Raw genomic sequence first — 17,515 nt, 5'->3', positions numbered from 1 at the left:
GGATGAAAACAGAAACCCTATCGATCAAAAAGGAACTGAACGGTAATGGTTCCATGGCAAACGGCAACGGCATTGCCAGGTTACCGGCTGCTTTCATTGATGATAAACCTTATGACATCAGGGAAGGGGAAACTATCTTATCCTTTATGCGTCGCCATTTTGGCAAGCAGGCCATTCCAACTTTATGTGATGCACCGCATCTTGATCCATTTGGTTCCTGCAGGGTTTGCAGTGTAGATGTGGCACTCGTTAAAGGAGGGCCGGTGAAGGCACAGGCATCCTGTCATACTCCAGTGGTGCCCGGTTCTTTTATTTATCCTGAGTCTGAAAGGATACAGCGACTGCGCAAGAATATCATTGAACTGGTTTTAACGGATCATCCGCTCGATTGCCTTACCTGTGAAGTAAATAATAATTGTGAACTGCAGACCGTTGCTGCCAGAGTTGGTGTTCGTGACGTGCGTTATCCTGAAGGCCGGAATCATCTTGGCAGAAGCAAGGACCTGAGCCATCCGTATATGACTTCCGATTTGTCGAAGTGCATCAATTGCTTTCGCTGCGTGCGGGCCTGTGATGAAATTCAGGGTCAGTTTGTATTGAGCATGGCTGGAAGGGGATTCGACAGTCGTATTGTGAAAGGAGCCGATGTCAGCTTTTTTGAAAGTGATTGTGTGAGCTGCGGCGCCTGCGCACAGGCTTGCCCTACCTCTGCCATCAGCGATGTTTTTGAATCAAAATCGGTGGCTTTTTATACCAAGGAAAGGACTGTTTGTACTTATTGCGGTGTCGGATGCAATCTTGAAGTGGCAGTGAAAGGAGGCAAAATAAAATCTATTCAGGCACCTTATGAGGCGGCAGCAAATGGCGGTCACACCTGTCTTAAGGGACGATATGCATTTTCATTTTACAATCATCCTGACAGACTGCGCTCACCATTGATTAAACGCAATGGTCAATTTGAGAAGGCAACATGGGAGGAGGCGTATGACTTTATCGCGGAGCAACTTACACGGATAAAAGCGGAATACGGCCCTGATGCTATTGCAGGTATTTCATCCGCACGCTGCACCAATGAAGAGAACTATATCATGCAGAAATTTATCCGCGCCGTGGTCGGTACCAACAACATCGACAGCTGTGCACGCGTTTGCCATTCGCCCACTGCATTGGGTATGCAACGTACGTTTGGTACCGGGGCCGCCACCAATTCCATTATCGATCTGGAATATACTGATTGCATGATGGTGATCGGCGCCAACCCTACGGATGCACACCCTGTAACCGGGGCAAAGCTGAAGCAGAAGGCGATGCAGGGCAAAAAGCTGATCGTAATCGATCCGAGAAAAACCGAGCTTACCAAATATGCCGACTATCACTTGCAGTTGAGGCCCGGAACCAATGTGGCTTTGCTGAATATGATGCTGTATTATATCATCAGTAAAAAGCTGGAAGATATCTCCTTCATAGCTGCGCGCACAGAAGGCTTCGACGAATTCAGGCAGCAAATCCTGGCGCTTGACATCTATGAGATGGAACGCCTTACCGGCGTTGACCGTAACCTGGTAAAGGATGCAGCTGTTACCTATGCAACGGCAAAAAATGCTATGTCATTTCACGGATTGGGTGTTACGGAACACTATCAGGGTACCTATACGGTGATGCTTATAGCTGATCTTGCCATGATAACGGGCAACATCGGCAGAAGAGGTGTTGGTGTGAACCCATTGCGCGGACAAAACAATGTGCAGGGTGCGGCGGATATGGGATGTCAGCCACATCAGGGTGCCGGCTATCTCGATGTGACAGATGTGAAGAATCATCTGATGTATGAACAGTTTTATGGCGCAAAATTGCCGCAGCATGTGGGGTATAAAATTCCGCAGATGTATGATGCCGCGCTGAATGGGAAACTGAAGGCTATCTGGGTGATTGGCGAAGACATGGCACAAACTGATCCGAACACGCATCATGTGGTGGCCGCATTGAAGAAACTGGATCTGTTCGTCGTGCAGGAATTGTTCATGACAGAAACGGCCAAACTGGCGACGGTCATATTGCCCGGCGCATCGTTCCTGGAAAAGAGCGGAACTTTTACCAATGGGGAAAGAAGAATTCAGCGGGTAAATAAAATCGTCGAACCCATCGAAGGGACAAGGTGCGACGGTCAGATCATAACCGACATCATGAACCGTATGGGTTACCCGCAGGCGGATTATCAGCCGGATACCATGTTGGAGGAAATTGCACAGGTGGTACCGTTCTTCGCCGGTGTCCGTTGGGAAGAACTGGGTGATGATGGCAAGCAATGGCCGGTTGCTCCGGGCGGAATGGACACAGAGATATTGCACACCGACACCTTTAAAAGAGGGAAGGGAAAATTCATCTATAACGATTTCAAAGAGTCAGCGGAGATTGCACATCATGGTAAATCGTATCCATACATAATTACCACCAATCGTGAACTGGAACATTACAATTGCGGTGCTATGACACGCCGTACCGGTAATGCGAAAATACTCACCGAAGATGTGCTGCTGATCAATGAACAGGATGCCGCCCGGCATTTTATTGCTGATGGTGACATGGTTTGCGTGGAATCGGCACGCGGCAAGGTGGACATCAAGGCAAGGATAACAGATGAAGTAAAGCCGGGTATATTAAGTTCCACTTTTCATTTTCCTGAAATTATGCTTAACAATATCACTTCCAGTATCAGTGACAGTGAAGCCATGTGCCCGGAATATAAAGTGGTCGCCTGCAATATCAGGAAGAGCAAAGGAAAGTATAAATCCGGTGGATTAAAGGAGCAGCAGTAAATCCTGCTTTTAATGTGCTGTGCTTATAGAATTGTAAATCATCATTAAAGGATCAATGCTGTTACATCAGGGATGTGCAGCGAACAATCCATAGCTGGCATTCACTTCCAGCAGATTGAAATCAGATCCGTCAGAAGCGCCTTCGCCGGTCAGATCAGTTGAAAAATAGCCGAAAGCCTGGTCGGTGACATTCACCTCAACCAGGTTAAAATCATCTCCCGCAATTTGTCCATCCTGGTTAACATCACCACTGTAAAATGCCCATAGGCCGGCATCGGGCAGAAAAATCATTTGTGGATTTGGGTTCACGTTATCAGGAAATGCCTGCGTAATTCCTGTTGTGAAATCATATACATTGGAATCAGTCATCAGCAAAGGCACTGAACTCCAGGTTTCCAGTGCATTCCTTTGATGAATCGCGATGTATGCAGAAACGCCGATGACGGAAGAAGATAGGGTACAGTATACAGTTCCATTCGTGTGCAGGATGCTTTTTACGGAAGTGATAATCATCTCCGGGCTTTGTGCATCATGTAATTCAACCATTATCGTGTCAACAGCATCAGAAAATGGATCCTGATCAACGCCCTGATTTAAAAGTACCGGTTTCATCAGGCCATCTGCCGCATAGTAACCCTCAATAAAAAGCTTCAACTGTAAAATTGCCTGGCAGTTGTTCACCACCACGCTGATTACATTCGAACTGTAAGTGCCACATGCATTGATCGCATCACAGGAATATGCACCGGTTGCGGATGCTTCGAATTGCAGTGATGTGGCGCCCTGAATCACTACGCCGTCTTTTTTCCATTGATAACCGGCACCTGCAACGGCACCGATGCTAAGCACCACATGTTCTCCGGTGCACACTGTGAGAGGTCCGCTTGCCGTGATGGCCGGTACCTCACCTGCATGTGACAACAGTATGTCGTCAATCCTGTATTGTGTAATGTTACCATTTTGCAGAAACCGGATCCTGAGATTGGAAACAGCAGGAATCGTTCCGGTTGCCGTTCGATAATACCAGTTTGCTGTGCCCGAACCTGATGGTAAAGGTGGAAAGGAAAGGCTATAGTAATTGATGCCATCACTGCTGACTTGTACTGACAGGTCACTGGCGGTGGATGCAATGGTACTTTTAAAAATGGCGAAGGACAATGCAGGATTGATATAATTGGATGTATTAATGCCTGATATCATAAAATCTCTTCCCGGTGAATTGGTAATAAATACATTGGCTCCTCCGGAGGCATTTGCATACAGGCCGAGCGAGCTCTGCGTGTTCCGCACATCAGCACTGCCTGTCATAGTGAATAAGTCATTGTCGAATCCATTGTTAGCTTCATGCAAACTGATAGCTGTGGTAGCCGGCACGCTGCCCATTGTTTCCGCGAATACAGTTCCGCCTCCCTGGCTCACCATGTTCACCGTTACGGGCGCTGAGGTGGCTGAACATCCTGTGGTCGCGGTGATGGTAACTGCGTATTCTCCGGCGGTTGATACTAAAATTGACTGTGTAGTTGCTCCGGTAGACCACAAATAACTTTGACTGTTGCCGGCAGTAAGCGTTACAGAAGAACCACTGCATAAAGAAACAGGACTTTGTGGTGTTATGGAAACCGTGGGTGTGGAATACACCATTACACTGGTGGCGGCCATGGCATTATTGTCAGCATTGCCGTCACCATTCAAAACGGTATAAGCATTGAAAACATAGTTTCCAGCGTTGAGCATCGTAAGTGTGCTGTCAAATGTTATGACCATGACGGTGTTGCCTTGCAGCGAGCCGCTGCTGATGGTTGCTGAAAAATTATGTATGCCGGAAACAGGATCTGTCACTTGTAGTACCACCTGCAGATTATGCACCGCAAAATTCAGGCTGTCTGCAGCGAAGTTTTTCACCTGTACCTGAAGTGTCTGATTAGTTGCAGAGCAAATGGCTGCACCGGGCGTAACAAGCGATACAACTCCGGCATCCGGCGGAGCGCTTGCACCATATTGAATTGAAAATTGGGATAAGACCGGTATATGGTCCGAAGCATTATGCAATGCGTCAGCTACATACTGCGCCACTGCATTATTGGGCATCCTGTTGATCGAATCATTGTAATGATTGCCATCATTGCCGAATGCGATCTGTGAGTTGGGAACGAAAGTTACTCCTCCGCTTTGACTGATGGCTTTCGAATACAGCACAAGGTCAAAACGGTCGTCCATTCCGCCTGTCGAACCGCCTCCAAATGCTCTTATACGGGTCGATTGTGTATGATGTATTGCATACGCGATGTTGTTCCACGATCCTGACAGGCTGATCGGATCAACACAATGTCCTTCATTGCCGCCTGTGATCTGCAAAAGTTTCTGATAGCCGCTTTCTGATTCACTATAAAAATTAAAATCGCCGCAAACAATGAAATCTGTTCCTGCCGGAAGCGCATTGGTCTCCTTCCGTAAGCTATCTACCTCCATCGCCCTTTGTAATTCATTGGCAGTTCCGGAGCTGGCCTTCAGGTGCAAGGCATACACCCTGATGGTATCTCCGGAGTTAATATGCAGCAGCTTGAATTCACTGATGTTGCGCAAATCAGTCTTGATTTTTTTATGACTGATGAAAATGAATTTAGAAGATCTGTAATACAACCCGTTATCAGAATCAGGCCCGTCAATAAATGGTGCGGCGCTATAAGAAGTTGTCGAAGCATTCATCACATGGGTCAGGAATCCGTTCATACCTGATAACGAATTCAATTCAGTAACTACGAGCAGATCCGGCTGAACGGCTCCGATGATGGTTCTGAAACTTGGATTGCGCAAAGCCGTGTCTGCCTCGGTGTTGGCCGCATCCGGATAATCCAGCAGGTTGTATGCCATCAGCATCACCTGATCAGTCTGTTGAGCAAATAATGACCCGCTCAGCAATATACCACCGAAAACGATGCAAATACGCAACTGCTGAAACCGCAGTTGAATTAATGGGGCAAAAACTGCCCGGCACTTATGAAGTAAAAAGGTGTTCAAACTTGAAAAGCCTGGCTAATCAGGGGTTAAGAAGGAAGGTTTCGGTGAACCGGCAAAACAAATGTAATCGCTTTTACCGGCAGATTCGATTTTGTCTTTTTGTTTTTTATGAAGCATGCGGAATAAGGCAGCAACCTTATATTAAATATTTATGAATAGTAAGATGTGATGAAAATTGCCTGAACCATCATGATTACAGACTGAATGTTGGTTAGTGCGTGCCTTTCTTGCATAAGTCGGCTTCCTTGTTCACATTTGTAGCTTTACAGCATTAAAATACTATTGAGCACCATGAATAACCCTGAAAATCCGCAATCCATCCGGCATGATGACAGTACCGGATTAAGTGCTAAAGTGCAATCGCGTAACAGGCATTCGTTCAAGCCCAATGGTTCATTTAATGTGAAAGTGGAAGGGTTGCCAATGTTCAAACCCTATGAAATTTATCATGGCCTGATAACAATGCCCTGGTGGAAGTTCAACCTCACTGTGCTGATCACTTTCCTTACCGTTAACAGTTTTTTTGCCACCGTTTACTATCTGATTGGTGTGCATGAGCTGACCGCTTATTCGGGAACAACCAGGTGGGATGCCTTTCAGCATTGCTTTTTCTTCAGTGCGCAATCATTGACCACGGTGGGATATGGAAGGATAGCACCAGTCAGTACGGCAGCAAGTTGGGTGGCTTCACTGGAAGCCATGGTGGGATTGCTGATTTTTGCCCTCGCTACCGGATTGCTGTATGGTAAATTTTCAAGGCCGAATGCGCGTATCATTCACAGCCGCCATGCACTGATCTCCAATTATCAGCAAGGAACAGCTTTCATGTTTCGCATTGCCAACAAACGTACTTCACAACTGGTAGATGCCGATGTGCAGGTGACGATGAACAGGATTGATCTGGTTGACGGCGAAGAGCGACGCATGTTCTATCCGCTCAAGCTGGAAAGGCACCGTATTAATATGATGCCGCTCACCTGGACTGTCGTACATCCGATCAATGAAGAGAGTCCGTTATTTGGAAGAACTATGGAAGACTGGGAGAAAGAAGATATCGAGATCCTGGTCTACTTCAAGGCTTTTGATGAAACGTTTTCAAACCATGTTCATTCGCGTATCGCATATAAGAAGGAAAACCTCATCTGGGGTGCGCGGTTCATTCTTAATTTCCGCGAATCACCTGATGGCGCTACGATACACTATGTGAATATGATAGATGATTATGAGAAGGTGGACTTGCCGGGAATCAGCGCTGCCTCATAAATTCTGCCCATTGTTGTATCAACTCCATATCTGTTGTGTGAAGCACCTGCAGCAGCTGAATTTTACTGTGGTATTGCAAAAGTGAAATGAGTTGCGCCCTGCCGTAATGCTGATCTATAAACTGCACCATCGAACCCGATAATCCGTACTTCAGCTTGCCGCTCCAGTATTCATCAAGTGTGGCTGGAATCGTGCCGCGGTCGATTGCACCCCTGACTTCGGCAAGCCTTTCCGCATCGCATTGCCCCGAAGCATAAGTAGCCAGCCCTTCTACAAACCAGTCTATTCCGTCTGTTTGGCTGAAATCAGGACTGATATTATACTGGCCGTGAAAGACATGCACCAGCTCATGCGTTATCAGTTGTTGTGTTTTAATACGGTCAAGATAGGAATGTTCGCAGGATGATGCATCCCACGTTGCCGGCGAAAGCAGATCAAGTTTTTGCGCCACGCCGCTGGCCACCATCCAGCATTCGGAATGAAAGTCCGGCATGCTCCAGTCTGCCCGCCAGGTACTGTCTAATGATGGCCTGTCCGGATAAACAAATACATCAAAATTTTGCTGAAACGGAATTTTGAAGAAAGAATTGACGGTACGAATTCCTTCATCGATCATTCTTGTGTACTCATCTTTATAAGCCGCATCTTCCTTCGTATAATGGAAAGAATAATTTTTATTCTCTTCCGTAATCCAGTTGCTTTGATCAGCACCGCTGCGCAGGAGGCCCGGGAAAATAAAAACTGCCAGCAGGATTTTAGCCATTAACAACACGGTCACTATTTTTTATGTGATACATAATTACAAGTATTCCCGTACAAACAAAAGGAATGGTGGAAGCAAGAATTTTTATGTTCAGGCTGATCAGTCCGATCACAAACATGAATGCCAGTAACAATCCGATACAGCCAAGCCCGGCGAATGTTAGCAGCTTGCCCGGTTTTTTTTGAAATAGCGTAATGAGAAGAATAAGTTGACCGGCGAATGGGAGCAGAATGAACGGATGTACGACAGCGAGCGGATCGCTAATGAGTTTTGAAATTATTTCCATCTCTGCCTGTATCAAAAACAAATGATTGTCTTTTCCCCATTCAAGGTAACCTGCAAGGGAAGTGAATACGAGGCTGATATTTAGAATTTTGCTTTTCATTGCCGGTTGAAACGGAAAGATTTTGGTTATTAAGAACGGGTTGCACTTTTCCATGTGCTACCGGAAATGGCTTGCCCTGCAAAAGGTCGCTTGAAGGACATCAGTCACTCACCGGCTCGGCATCACTGCGATTTCCTATTAACCGTCATATGTTGCATGGCAGTTAATTTATGCCTGCTGCCGTGATGGTCGTTGCAATGGCTGAGTGCAAATCTTAAGAAAAAGCTAAAGTTTTAAAAATCAGGAACTGACCATTTATTTTTGACCCCCGTTAAAATTTACTATGGAACTGATCGGACAAAATACAACCGTTGATATCGCTTCGCTCAATGAGCGCATCAACCGCGAAAGCGCCTTCGTGGAACTGCTGAGTATCGAATTGGGCAAAACAATCGTAGGGCAGAAGTACATGATTGAACGACTCATGCTGGCCCTGCTGTCAAACGGACATATCCTGCTCGAAGGTGTTCCGGGGCTCGCGAAAACGCTGGCCATCAAATCGCTGGCGGCAGCCATTCATGCCAGGTTCGCAAGAATTCAATTCACGCCCGACCTGCTGCCGGCCGATCTGATCGGTACGATGATTTACAGTCAGAAGGACGGTGAATTCGCCGTGAAGAAGGGGCCGGTCTTCGCCAACTTTGTGCTGGCCGATGAGATTAACCGCGCTCCGGCAAAAGTGCAGTCAGCATTGCTCGAGGCGATGCAGGAAAGACAGGTGACTATCGGCGATAAAACCTTTAAACTGGACGAGCCTTTCCTGGTGCTGGCTACCCAGAATCCTATTGAACAGGAAGGAACGTATCCGTTGCCGGAAGCCCAGGTAGATCGATTCATGCTCAAGGCCGTGATCAACTATCCGAAGATTGATGAGGAGCAACTCATCATACGGCAAAACATGCAACTGGCTGATAAGGTCATCAATCCGGTCGTGAACAAGGAGGAAATAGTGAATGCGAGGAAGACCGTCCGTGAAATTTATATGGATGAGAAGATTGAACGTTATATCCTCCACATTGTCTTTGCAACCCGCAAACCGGAAGAATACAAACTGGATAAACTGAAACCACTGATCAGCTATGGCGGTTCGCCACGCGCCAGTATCAACATTGCCGTGGCGGCAAAAGCTTATGCATTCATAAAAAGGCGGGGATATGTGATTCCGGAAGATGTGCGTGCCATCTGCTATGATGTGATGCGTCATCGCATCGGTCTGACATACGAGGCGGAAGCTGATAGTGTAACGCCCGAGGATGTAATCAGTGAGATTTTAAATGCAGTGGAAGTACCATAGGCCGTTGCAGGGTTGTTGACTGGTTGTTGATGAAGGCGGAAAGAAACTCGACATCTGCTATGAGTAAATATGTTGCAAATACTGTATTAAACGTATGGATGAAAACATGGGATTTTCCTGTTGAGATGAAAGCAATCAATATGCAATTTCCGGCATCAGCATTTAATAAAATATCAGAAGGACAAAATCCGGATGGTGCTGTCAGAACCAGTGTTGAAGCGCAGCGAAGCCGGCTCTTCAGCAGGCAAGCCTTTACGTTCTTATGCATGGCACGGAATACAATCAGCGGCACCTCTTGCTGTTTGCTCATTGATCAACATCCGTGAAGTTCACTTTCACATCTCACAACTGCTGCCTTTGACTGCCAGAACATCCATATCATCCTCTACCTCCGACAAGCGTAAGAAACTACGTCGCATAGAGATTAAAACGCGGAAGCTCTCTAACCAGATATTTTCAGGGAGCTATCATTCTGCATTTAAAGGAAGAGGCATCTCATTCAGTGAAGTGCGCGAGTATCAGTTTGGCGATGACCTGCGCACCATTGACTGGAATGTGACAGCCCGGCATGATAAACCATATGTGAAGGTGTATGAAGAAGAACGTGAACTTACCCTGATGTTGATGATTGACGTCAGCCGCTCTGCGTTTTTTGGTACACAGAATGAATTCAAAAATCATATCATCGCGGAAATCAGCGGCATTCTTGCTTTCTCGGCAATCAATAATAATGATAAAGTGGGAGTGATATTTTTCAGCAGTGTGGTGGAAAAATATATTCCGCCTAAAAAAGGAAAGACACATATCCTTCGCATCATCTCAGAGATTTACGACTTCCATCCCCTTCAATCAGGAACCAATATTGCCGAAGCACTCAAATACCTGAATAATGTGGTAAAGAAAAAGTGCATCACCTTCCTGATATCTGATTTTATGAATGCAGCTATTGGTAATGGGAATGATCTGAAAAAGACGGTGGACATAGTGGCCCGGAAACACGACCTGATTGGCCTCCACATTTATGATGAACGCGAAGTGCAGTTGCCGGATATAGGACTGATAAAGGTGGTAGATGCGGAAACAAGAAAGGAATGGTGGATCGACAGTTCTAAGAAATCACTGCGCGATAAGTATGCAGCGAACTTCCGGCAAAACCTGCGGCTGATGAAAGATATCTTCGGTAAAGGCGGTGCACAGCTCGAATCCATAAAAACGGAAGACAGCTATGTCATCGCACTGATGAATATGTTTAAGCAAAGAGAGCTGAGAAGATGAGGCAATCAATAAACAGGAGCTTGCGGATTATACAATATTTCAGGCATCTTATTGCCATCGGAAAGCGTGTGGCATGTATTGGTTTCATTGCTTACATCATTGCTTTTGTTCAGCCGGCTGTGGTATCTGCGCAGGAAATCTCCGCAGCTTTAAAGGCCGATTCATCAGATCTCCTGATTGGCGATTACCTGCATGTTAGACTTACGGTGCGTTTTTCAAAAGACCTGACGGTTACGATGCCTTTAGCAAAGGATACTGTGGGCACTATGGAACTGGTGAAGTTGATGAAAACAGATACGGCTGTGGATGAAAATTTCATCACCTACAGCCAGGCGTATATACTTTCCGCTTACGACTCAGGTTTGTACCGCGCCGGCCCTCAGAAGGTGCTCTTCAAGAACAAGGATGGTATTGCCGACAGCTTGTTTTCAGATACACTGCTGATTCATGTTACAACTATTCCGGTTGATACGGCGAAGGCTTTCAAAGCCATCAAGGAACCATTGAGTGTGGCATATAGTCTCAGCGAATTTATTCCGCTTATCATAGCAGGACTGTTGCTGATTGCACTGCTATTAGTCCTGTTTTATTTCTATCGCCGCAGAAAAAACCGGAAACCTGTTGTCGTGGAACGTGCCCGTCCGAAAGATCCTCCTCACATTTGGGCACGTAAGGAATTGAAGAAACTCGAGGAGGAAAAGCTATGGCAGCAGGACGAAATTAAAAAGTATTACAGCAGGCTGACCGATATCCTCAGGCTATACCTTGAGTACAGATACGGATGGTTAGCACTTGAGTCAACAACGGAGAAAATCAGGGAAGACATCAGCCAATACACCATTCATGGAGAAGCCAAGGATGATTTGCTGAATATCCTGCAGGAAGGCGACCTGGTAAAATTTGCGAAGAGCGTCCCGCTGCCTGAATTGAATAGTAAGTTGATGGAAAAGGCATACAGGTTCATTGATCTTACAGCAGTAAACGAAAGCAGGGAAAGCAACACCAATGTTTAACAATCTCTCCCATATCCAATTCGCCAATCAATGGGTGCTGTGGTTTATTCCCGCAGTGCTTATACTTGCTGTTGTCTGGTGGTATTTCCGGTGGAAGAAAAATAGTCCTGCATTTGAGCTTTCTTCAACAGCTTCATTCGCCGGTTATGGCATGCCGTTGAAAGCCGTCCTGAAGAAACTTCTTGCTGTGTTGCGGGTCATTGCCGTGGTATTGTTGCTCATAGCGCTTGCACGGCCACAGACTACCTACGATGAGCAAAAAGTGACAACGGAAGGAATCGATATTGTGCTGGCCCTTGATGTATCTTCTTCGATGCTGGCTAAAGATTTTTCACCCAACCGCCTTGAGGCATCGAAAAAGGAAGCACTGACTTTTATTGATGGAAGGCAGCATGACCGCATAGGTCTCGTAATTTTTTCCGGTGAGAGTTTTACGCAATGTCCGGCTACCATTGATCATGCGATTCTGAAAAATCAGTTATCACAGATAAAGAACGGGCTGCTGGAGGATGGAACAGCTATCGGCATGGGGCTCGCCACGGCAACGCGGCGGCTGAAAGAAAGCGACGCAAAAAGTAAAGTCGTGATACTGATGACAGACGGTGTCAATAATAAGGGATTGATCGACCCGCTTACTGCCTGCGACCTCGCTATTCAATATGGAGTGCGCGTATATACAATCGGTATCGGTACCAATGGCAAAGCCATGACACCGGTCGCTATGAGCCCTGACGGCGGATTTATTTTTGATTATCAGGATGTGCAGATAGATGAAAGCCTCTTAAAGGACATTGCGAAGAAAACAGGTGGCCAGTATTTTCGGGCTACGGATAATAAGAAGCTGAAGGAAATTTACACACAGATCGATAAGCTGGAAAAGACTAAGATTGAAATGAGTGCTTTTCAGCGGAAAACTGAAAAGTTTCATGCCTTCGCATTGCTGGCCGGCATCTTATTGCTGCTGGAAATGCTGTGCCGCTATTTCATTTTAAAAAGTGTTCCCTGAATGTTCCGTTTTGAACATATAGCATACCTCTGGCTGGTGCTGGCCATCATTCCGCTGGCAATGCTGTTCCTTTACTATTATTTCTGGCGTAACAGGGCTATTACCAAAATCGGCAATAAGGCATTGGTGCTAAAGCTGATTCCTGAATTTTCTAACCGCCGCCAGGTGACAAAATTTATCCTGCTCATTTTGGCTTATGTTTTTATTGTACTGGGTTTCGCCAATCCGCAACTCGGTACACGGCAGGAAAAAATCAGGCGTGAAGGTATTGATGTAATCATCGCACTGGATGTCTCTAATTCGATGATGAGTGAAGATGTGAAGCCCAGCAGGCTCGACCGTTCCAGGAATTTCATCTCCAATTTTATCAATAAGCTGAGCAACGACCGGCTGGGACTGATTGTATTTGCCGGAAACGCTTACATGCAGATGCCGCTCACCGTGGATTACAGTGCTGCCAAAATGTACCTCCGCACCATCAATCCCGGAATGATTCCTACACAAGGAACAAATTTTGCAGATGCAATTGACCTTGCACGGCAGGGATTTGTAAAGGGAGACAACAATCATAAAGCACTGATCATTATCACCGATGGTGAAGACAACGAAGGAGGTGTGGAGGATAAACTGGCAGAAGCTACGAAGGAAGGTATCCGGATTTTTACGATTGGCGTGGGTTCCGAAAACGGCTCGCCCATACCGGAAGGGAATGATTTTAAGCGCGATGAAAGCGGCAATATTGTATTGTCGAAACTGAATGCTGCGATGCTGCAGGAACTTGCAGAGAAAGGAAACGGGAGATACTTTCTGCTGGGCAGCGGGGCTGACGAAGTGGATGCTGTATTGAAGGAACTGAAAGGCATCAGTACGAAGGATTTTGAAGAAGTCGTTTTTACCGATTTCGACGATTACTTTCAGTATTGCCTGTCTATTGCAGCCGTACTCCTGATGATAGAGTGGTGGCTAAGTGAACGAAAGAGCAGGTTCTCTTTAAAGTGGTAAGGAATGATTTGGAAGGGTGAATGCTTCCCCGCGTTTCAATAAAATTATCAGTTGTGCATGCAGTACAGATTAATGATAACGAATAACAGAACAATGAAAGTAAGTTTTGGCAATCGCAGAGAAGCAAAAATGGCAAGGGTAGTGCTTTACCTAAGCATATCCTTTTTTGCTTGTTGCCTGTCGCAGCTGTTTTTACTGCCGTCGGCTGTGGCACAGATTCCTTTTTCAGCACAACCCGAAAAATCGGCGACCCGTGCCGGCAATGCACAATATCAGCAGCAGAATTTTGCGGAGGCCGAAGTGAACTACAAGAAAGCGCTGGAAATAAAAAATAACATGCCGGAAGCATCATTCAACCTTGGTGATGCTGTATATCAGCAAAAGCGTTTTGAAGAAGCACAGCGGCAATTTCAGCTTTCCGCTAAAACAAGCGCTGATCAGATGGTGCAGGCAAAAGCTTTTCATAACCTCGGCAATTCATTACTCGAACAAAAGAAATATGAAGAAGCAGTTTCAGCCTATAAGAATGCTTTGAAAATCAATCCTGCCGATATGGACACAAAGTACAATCTTGCATTTGCCAATGCCATGTTGCAGAAAAACCAGGGTGGTGGAGGAGATAAAAATCAGGATCAGAAAAAACAGGATAACAAAGACCAGCAGGATAAGGATAACAAAGACCAGCAAGAGAAACAACAAAAGGAATCGCAGAACCAGCAATCTGACAAGCAGGGTCAGCAGCAGAGTCAGCAGCAGGCACAGCAACCTCGCCTGTCTAAAGAGGAAGCAGATCAGCTGATGGCAGCGCTTGAAAATGAAGAACAGAAGGTGAACCAGAAAATGCAAAAGAAACAAATGAAGGGCGTGAGGGTGAGAATAAAAAAGGACTGGTAAAGCAAAAATCAATTTAACCGGAAGGCCAGTTCATTTCGTGGCAACAAAGTGGCATCAGTTAGTTTTTTTGATTCAACAATAATTGGCGGAGAAGCACAATGCGAATTAAATCAGGGATTCATTTTTTATCAGTTAATGCAATGCTGATCACAGCTTGCCTCATCCTGTTGCAACACAGCTCATCTGCGCAGGTGAGGTTCTCTGCTTCAGCACCTAAATCAGTACCGGAGAATCAGAATTTCAATCTTACGTTTACCATAGAAAATGCAAACGGCAGCAACCTCAAGTTGCCCTCTCTAAACGATTTTACCTTGCTCGGAGGTCCCAATACCTCTTCCAGCATGCAGATCATCAATGGTGCTGTTTCTCAGTCTGCCAGTTATACCTATGTGCTGCGCCCGAAACGGCAGGGAACCTTTAAGATTGGAAAAGCAACCGTGGAAGCCGGTGGCAATACGCTGGAATCAAATGAACTCACGATCATCGTCACTGCACCATCGGCGCAGCAGCCGTCACAGCCTGGAAACAGTTATGGCAATAATGAATCCGCGCCACAGAATACCGAAGAGTTGGCTAAGCAGTTAAAGAATGATGTGTTTGTAAAGGTGTTGATGAGCAGGAATTCGGTGTATAAAGGTGAATTGCTGACTGCAACTTACCGCCTCTATTTCCGTCAAAATCTCAATGGCTTCAACCTCAGCAAAGCCCCTTCGCTCGAAGGCTTCTGGAGCAAAGAAGTGGAACTCGATCCAAACAGGCGGCAGACAGTGGAAACCTATAACGGGCAGCGCTATTATGTGCTTGATATCCTTAAATATAATTTGTACCCGCAACGCTCCGGTATATTGCAAATCACACCAGCAGAAATAGCTACTTCAGCACAGGTAGTGGTGCAGTCAAAATCGAGAGACCCGTTCGAGAGCTTCTTTAATATGGGAATGACACAGGAAGTACCGCTGAAGCTCAGAACGGATGTGGTGACTGTGAATGTAAAGGAACTGCCGGACGAAGGTAAACCTGCCGGTTTTGCAGGAGCCGTCGGTAAGTTCAACTATGAAACTTCACTTTCCGCTACTGAATCAAGGACCGATGATGCCGTTACATACACGATAAAAATTTCAGGTGTAGGCAACCTTAACCTCATTGATGCTCCGCCGCTGCAGTTGCCTGATGGTTTTGAAGTGTACGATCCCAAGGTAAAGGAGAAGATCGCGAACAACGAATCCGGCATCAGCGGATCGAAGCAATATGACTATCTGCTGATACCGCGCATGCCGGGCGAATTCACCATTGGTGGCGGTTCATTCTCCTACTTCAATCCTTCTACCGGAAGATATGAATCCATTAATACACCTGCATTCCCGCTGAAGATAACAGGTGAACCTTCCCAAAACGTAAACGGCAATGCTTCCACTTATGTGTCAAAGCGAGGTGTTGCCATTCTTGGTGAAGATATCAGGTACATAAAGACTACGATGCCTCCCTTTGGCCAAAGCACTGCTGTATTTTTTGGCTCAACAGGTTTTATTGCATTGTATACACTGCCTTTCCTCGCTTTCTTCGGCCTGCTGGCAGTACGCAGAAGAAATGAAAGCCTGGCCGCTGATATTACCGGAAGTAAAAGAAGAAAAGCAATGACGGTGGCGAGAAAACGGCTCCTTGTTGCGGAAAAAGGTTTAGCGCAAAAGGAGAAAAAGAAATTTTATGATGAAGTGTCACGCGCCATTTGGGGCTACCTGGGTGATAAGCTCAACATTGATCCCGCAGATCTTTCTAAAGAAATGGTAGAGTCAAGGTTAATGGAAAAACAGGTGATACCGGCAACTATCAACCGGTTGCAGGAATTGCTTAGTGCCTGCGAGATATCGCTATATGCACCTTCGACGGGAGACCTGGAGATGAAAACAGATTATGCAAGCGCTTTAAATCTAATAGCAGATCTTGAAGATGAAATCAGGAATTAGCAGTCATCGTAGTTTGCATCTGTGGATAAGCAGTGTAGCAGTGCTTATGGCGCTGCTCTGTTCCCGTGCTGAAACAGCGCTGGCGCAATCGCCGTCAGAAATTTTTAACAGGGCCAATACATCGTATAAGGCCAGCCGGTTCCGTGAGGCTGCTGATGATTATGAGAAATTACTTGCACAGCATTACCATGCTGCAGCAGTGTACTTCAACCTCGGCAATTGCTATTACAGGATGGACAGTGTGAGCAAATGTATTCTTAACTATGAACGCGCACTGAAACTGGCACCATCCGATGAAGATATACAGTACAACCTGAAGCTTGCTAAGCTGAAATCGGTTGATGCCGTTCAGCCTGTTCCGCAGCCTGCGCTCTTCAGATGGTGGAATAATTTCGTAAAATCTGCCAGCTATGAAGGATGGGGCATTTATGCGTTGATATCGCTCTGGGCAAGCCTTATTGCTGTGGCCATTTATCTTTTTTTAGCAAGAAGGAGGCTAATCAGCATGCTGGCGCTGCTGTTGATGTTTTGTTCCCTTGCTTTCCTTGCGCTTGCCATACAGCAGCATCAGCAATATGCACAGTCCAATGTAGCGGTGGTGATGGTTCGCAGCGCTTTTGTGAAAAGCGCCCCGGATGCCGGAGCCGGTAACCTGTTTATGATACATGAAGGAACAACGGTTCAGCTGCTTGACAATGTAGGGGAGTGGAACAAAATCCGTTTGGATGATGGGAAGGTAGGATGGATTGGTAAAGATATTTTTGAAAGAATCTGACAACCGACATACATGTATTGGCAGGCAGTGTCAGCAGGATGCAATCT

The 17,515-nt window shown here is 46.1% G+C and carries 13 protein-coding genes; 10 read left to right on the top strand and 3 right to left on the bottom strand.

What is annotated here, in order from left to right:
* Positions 1 to 2: 2 nt before the first annotated feature.
* Positions 3 to 2,816 (top strand): formate dehydrogenase subunit alpha, encoded by a 2,814-nt coding sequence (gene fdhF / locus K1X61_06025; protein MBX7108189.1) that lies wholly within the window; start codon positions 3 to 5, stop codon positions 2,814 to 2,816.
* Between the two features lie 66 nt (positions 2,817 to 2,882).
* Here the strand turns inward: fdhF and K1X61_06020 are convergent, their stop codons facing one another.
* Positions 2,883 to 5,765 (bottom strand): hypothetical protein, encoded by a 2,883-nt coding sequence (locus K1X61_06020; GenBank protein ID MBX7108188.1) that lies wholly within the window; start codon positions 5,763 to 5,765, stop codon positions 2,883 to 2,885.
* Positions 5,766 to 6,125: 360 nt separating this feature from the next.
* Between K1X61_06020 and K1X61_06015 the strand changes: the two genes are divergently transcribed.
* Positions 6,126 to 7,097 carry an ion transporter gene (locus K1X61_06015; protein ID MBX7108187.1) on the top strand — a complete coding sequence of 324 codons (972 nt, stop codon included), beginning with the start codon at positions 6,126 to 6,128 and terminating at the stop codon, positions 7,095 to 7,097.
* On the opposite strand, the gene K1X61_06010 is transcribed toward K1X61_06015, so the two are convergent.
* Both K1X61_06010 and K1X61_06005 read right to left on the bottom strand, forming a co-directional pair.
* Positions 7,081 to 7,860 (bottom strand): hypothetical protein, encoded by a 780-nt coding sequence (locus tag K1X61_06010; GenBank protein ID MBX7108186.1) that lies wholly within the window; start codon positions 7,858 to 7,860, stop codon positions 7,081 to 7,083. The two genes, K1X61_06015 and K1X61_06010, sit on opposite strands and share 17 nt — an antisense overlap.
* Complete coding sequence (locus K1X61_06005) at positions 7,853 to 8,245, bottom strand: hypothetical protein (GenBank protein ID MBX7108185.1); 393 nt, start codon at positions 8,243 to 8,245, stop codon at positions 7,853 to 7,855. The genes K1X61_06010 and K1X61_06005 overlap by 8 nt, the downstream gene beginning before the upstream one ends.
* 283 nt (positions 8,246 to 8,528) lie before the next feature.
* On the opposite strand from K1X61_06005, the gene K1X61_06000 reads away from it, so the two are divergent.
* The 8 genes from K1X61_06000 (at position 8,529) to K1X61_05965 (ending at position 17,468) form a co-directional block, all read left to right on the top strand.
* Complete coding sequence (locus K1X61_06000) at positions 8,529 to 9,539, top strand: AAA family ATPase (protein MBX7108184.1); 1,011 nt, start codon at positions 8,529 to 8,531, stop codon at positions 9,537 to 9,539.
* Between the two features lie 192 nt (positions 9,540 to 9,731).
* The gene (locus K1X61_05995; protein ID MBX7108183.1) at positions 9,732 to 10,814 is read left to right on the top strand and encodes a DUF58 domain-containing protein; all 1,083 of its coding nucleotides are present in this window, start codon (positions 9,732 to 9,734) and stop codon (positions 10,812 to 10,814) included.
* A 20-nt stretch (positions 10,815 to 10,834) separates the two neighbouring features.
* Positions 10,835 to 11,827, top strand: coding sequence for a hypothetical protein (locus K1X61_05990; protein MBX7108182.1), 993 nt, complete (start codon positions 10,835 to 10,837; stop codon positions 11,825 to 11,827).
* Entirely contained in the window at positions 11,820 to 12,833 is a 1,014-nt protein-coding gene (locus K1X61_05985; protein ID MBX7108181.1) for a VWA domain-containing protein, read from the top strand. The genes K1X61_05990 and K1X61_05985 overlap by 8 nt, the downstream gene beginning before the upstream one ends.
* Positions 12,834 to 13,835: a VWA domain-containing protein gene (locus K1X61_05980; GenBank protein MBX7108180.1), complete on the top strand. Its 1,002-nt coding sequence runs from the start codon at positions 12,834 to 12,836 to the stop codon at positions 13,833 to 13,835. It abuts the gene before it with no gap.
* 57 nt (positions 13,836 to 13,892) lie between these two features.
* The gene (locus tag K1X61_05975) at positions 13,893 to 14,729 is read left to right on the top strand and encodes a tetratricopeptide repeat protein (protein ID MBX7108179.1); all 837 of its coding nucleotides are present in this window, start codon (positions 13,893 to 13,895) and stop codon (positions 14,727 to 14,729) included.
* A gap of 140 nt (positions 14,730 to 14,869) precedes the next feature.
* Positions 14,870 to 16,693 carry a BatD family protein gene (locus K1X61_05970; GenBank protein ID MBX7108178.1) on the top strand — a complete coding sequence of 608 codons (1,824 nt, stop codon included), beginning with the start codon at positions 14,870 to 14,872 and terminating at the stop codon, positions 16,691 to 16,693.
* Positions 16,677 to 17,468, top strand: coding sequence for a tetratricopeptide repeat protein (locus tag K1X61_05965; protein MBX7108177.1), 792 nt, complete (start codon positions 16,677 to 16,679; stop codon positions 17,466 to 17,468). Before K1X61_05970 ends, K1X61_05965 begins: the two co-directional genes overlap by 17 nt.
* Positions 17,469 to 17,515 lie beyond the last annotated feature (47 nt).

It is taken from the genome of Chitinophagales bacterium (genome assembly GCA_019694975.1).
Lineage (GTDB): Bacteria > Bacteroidota > Bacteroidia > Chitinophagales > UBA10324 > JACCZZ01.
The sequence above is the reverse complement of the archived record's forward strand: the minus strand, read 5'-3'. Positions and strand labels throughout refer to the sequence as shown.

Excerpts from the sequence above, each read along its gene's own strand:
- K1X61_05965 (MBX7108177.1), top strand. The coding sequence starts at position 16,677 with ATGAAATCAGGAATTAGCAGTCATCGTAGTTTGCATCTGTGGATAAGC.
- K1X61_05980 (MBX7108180.1), top strand. The coding sequence starts at position 12,834 with ATGTTCCGTTTTGAACATATAGCATACCTCTGGCTGGTGCTGGCCATC.
- K1X61_05985 (MBX7108181.1), top strand. The coding sequence starts at position 11,820 with ATGTTTAACAATCTCTCCCATATCCAATTCGCCAATCAATGGGTGCTG.
- K1X61_06005 (MBX7108185.1), bottom strand. The coding sequence starts at position 8,245 with ATGAAAAGCAAAATTCTAAATATCAGCCTCGTATTCACTTCCCTTGCA.
- K1X61_05995 (MBX7108183.1), top strand. The coding sequence starts at position 9,732 with ATGGTGCTGTCAGAACCAGTGTTGAAGCGCAGCGAAGCCGGCTCTTCA.
- K1X61_05970 (MBX7108178.1), top strand. The coding sequence starts at position 14,870 with ATGCTGATCACAGCTTGCCTCATCCTGTTGCAACACAGCTCATCTGCG.
- fdhF (MBX7108189.1), top strand. The coding sequence starts at position 3 with ATGAAAACAGAAACCCTATCGATCAAAAAGGAACTGAACGGTAATGGT.
- K1X61_06000 (MBX7108184.1), top strand. The coding sequence starts at position 8,529 with ATGGAACTGATCGGACAAAATACAACCGTTGATATCGCTTCGCTCAAT.
- K1X61_05975 (MBX7108179.1), top strand. The coding sequence starts at position 13,893 with ATGCAGTACAGATTAATGATAACGAATAACAGAACAATGAAAGTAAGT.
- K1X61_06015 (MBX7108187.1), top strand. The coding sequence starts at position 6,126 with ATGAATAACCCTGAAAATCCGCAATCCATCCGGCATGATGACAGTACC.
- K1X61_06010 (MBX7108186.1), bottom strand. The coding sequence starts at position 7,860 with ATGGCTAAAATCCTGCTGGCAGTTTTTATTTTCCCGGGCCTCCTGCGC.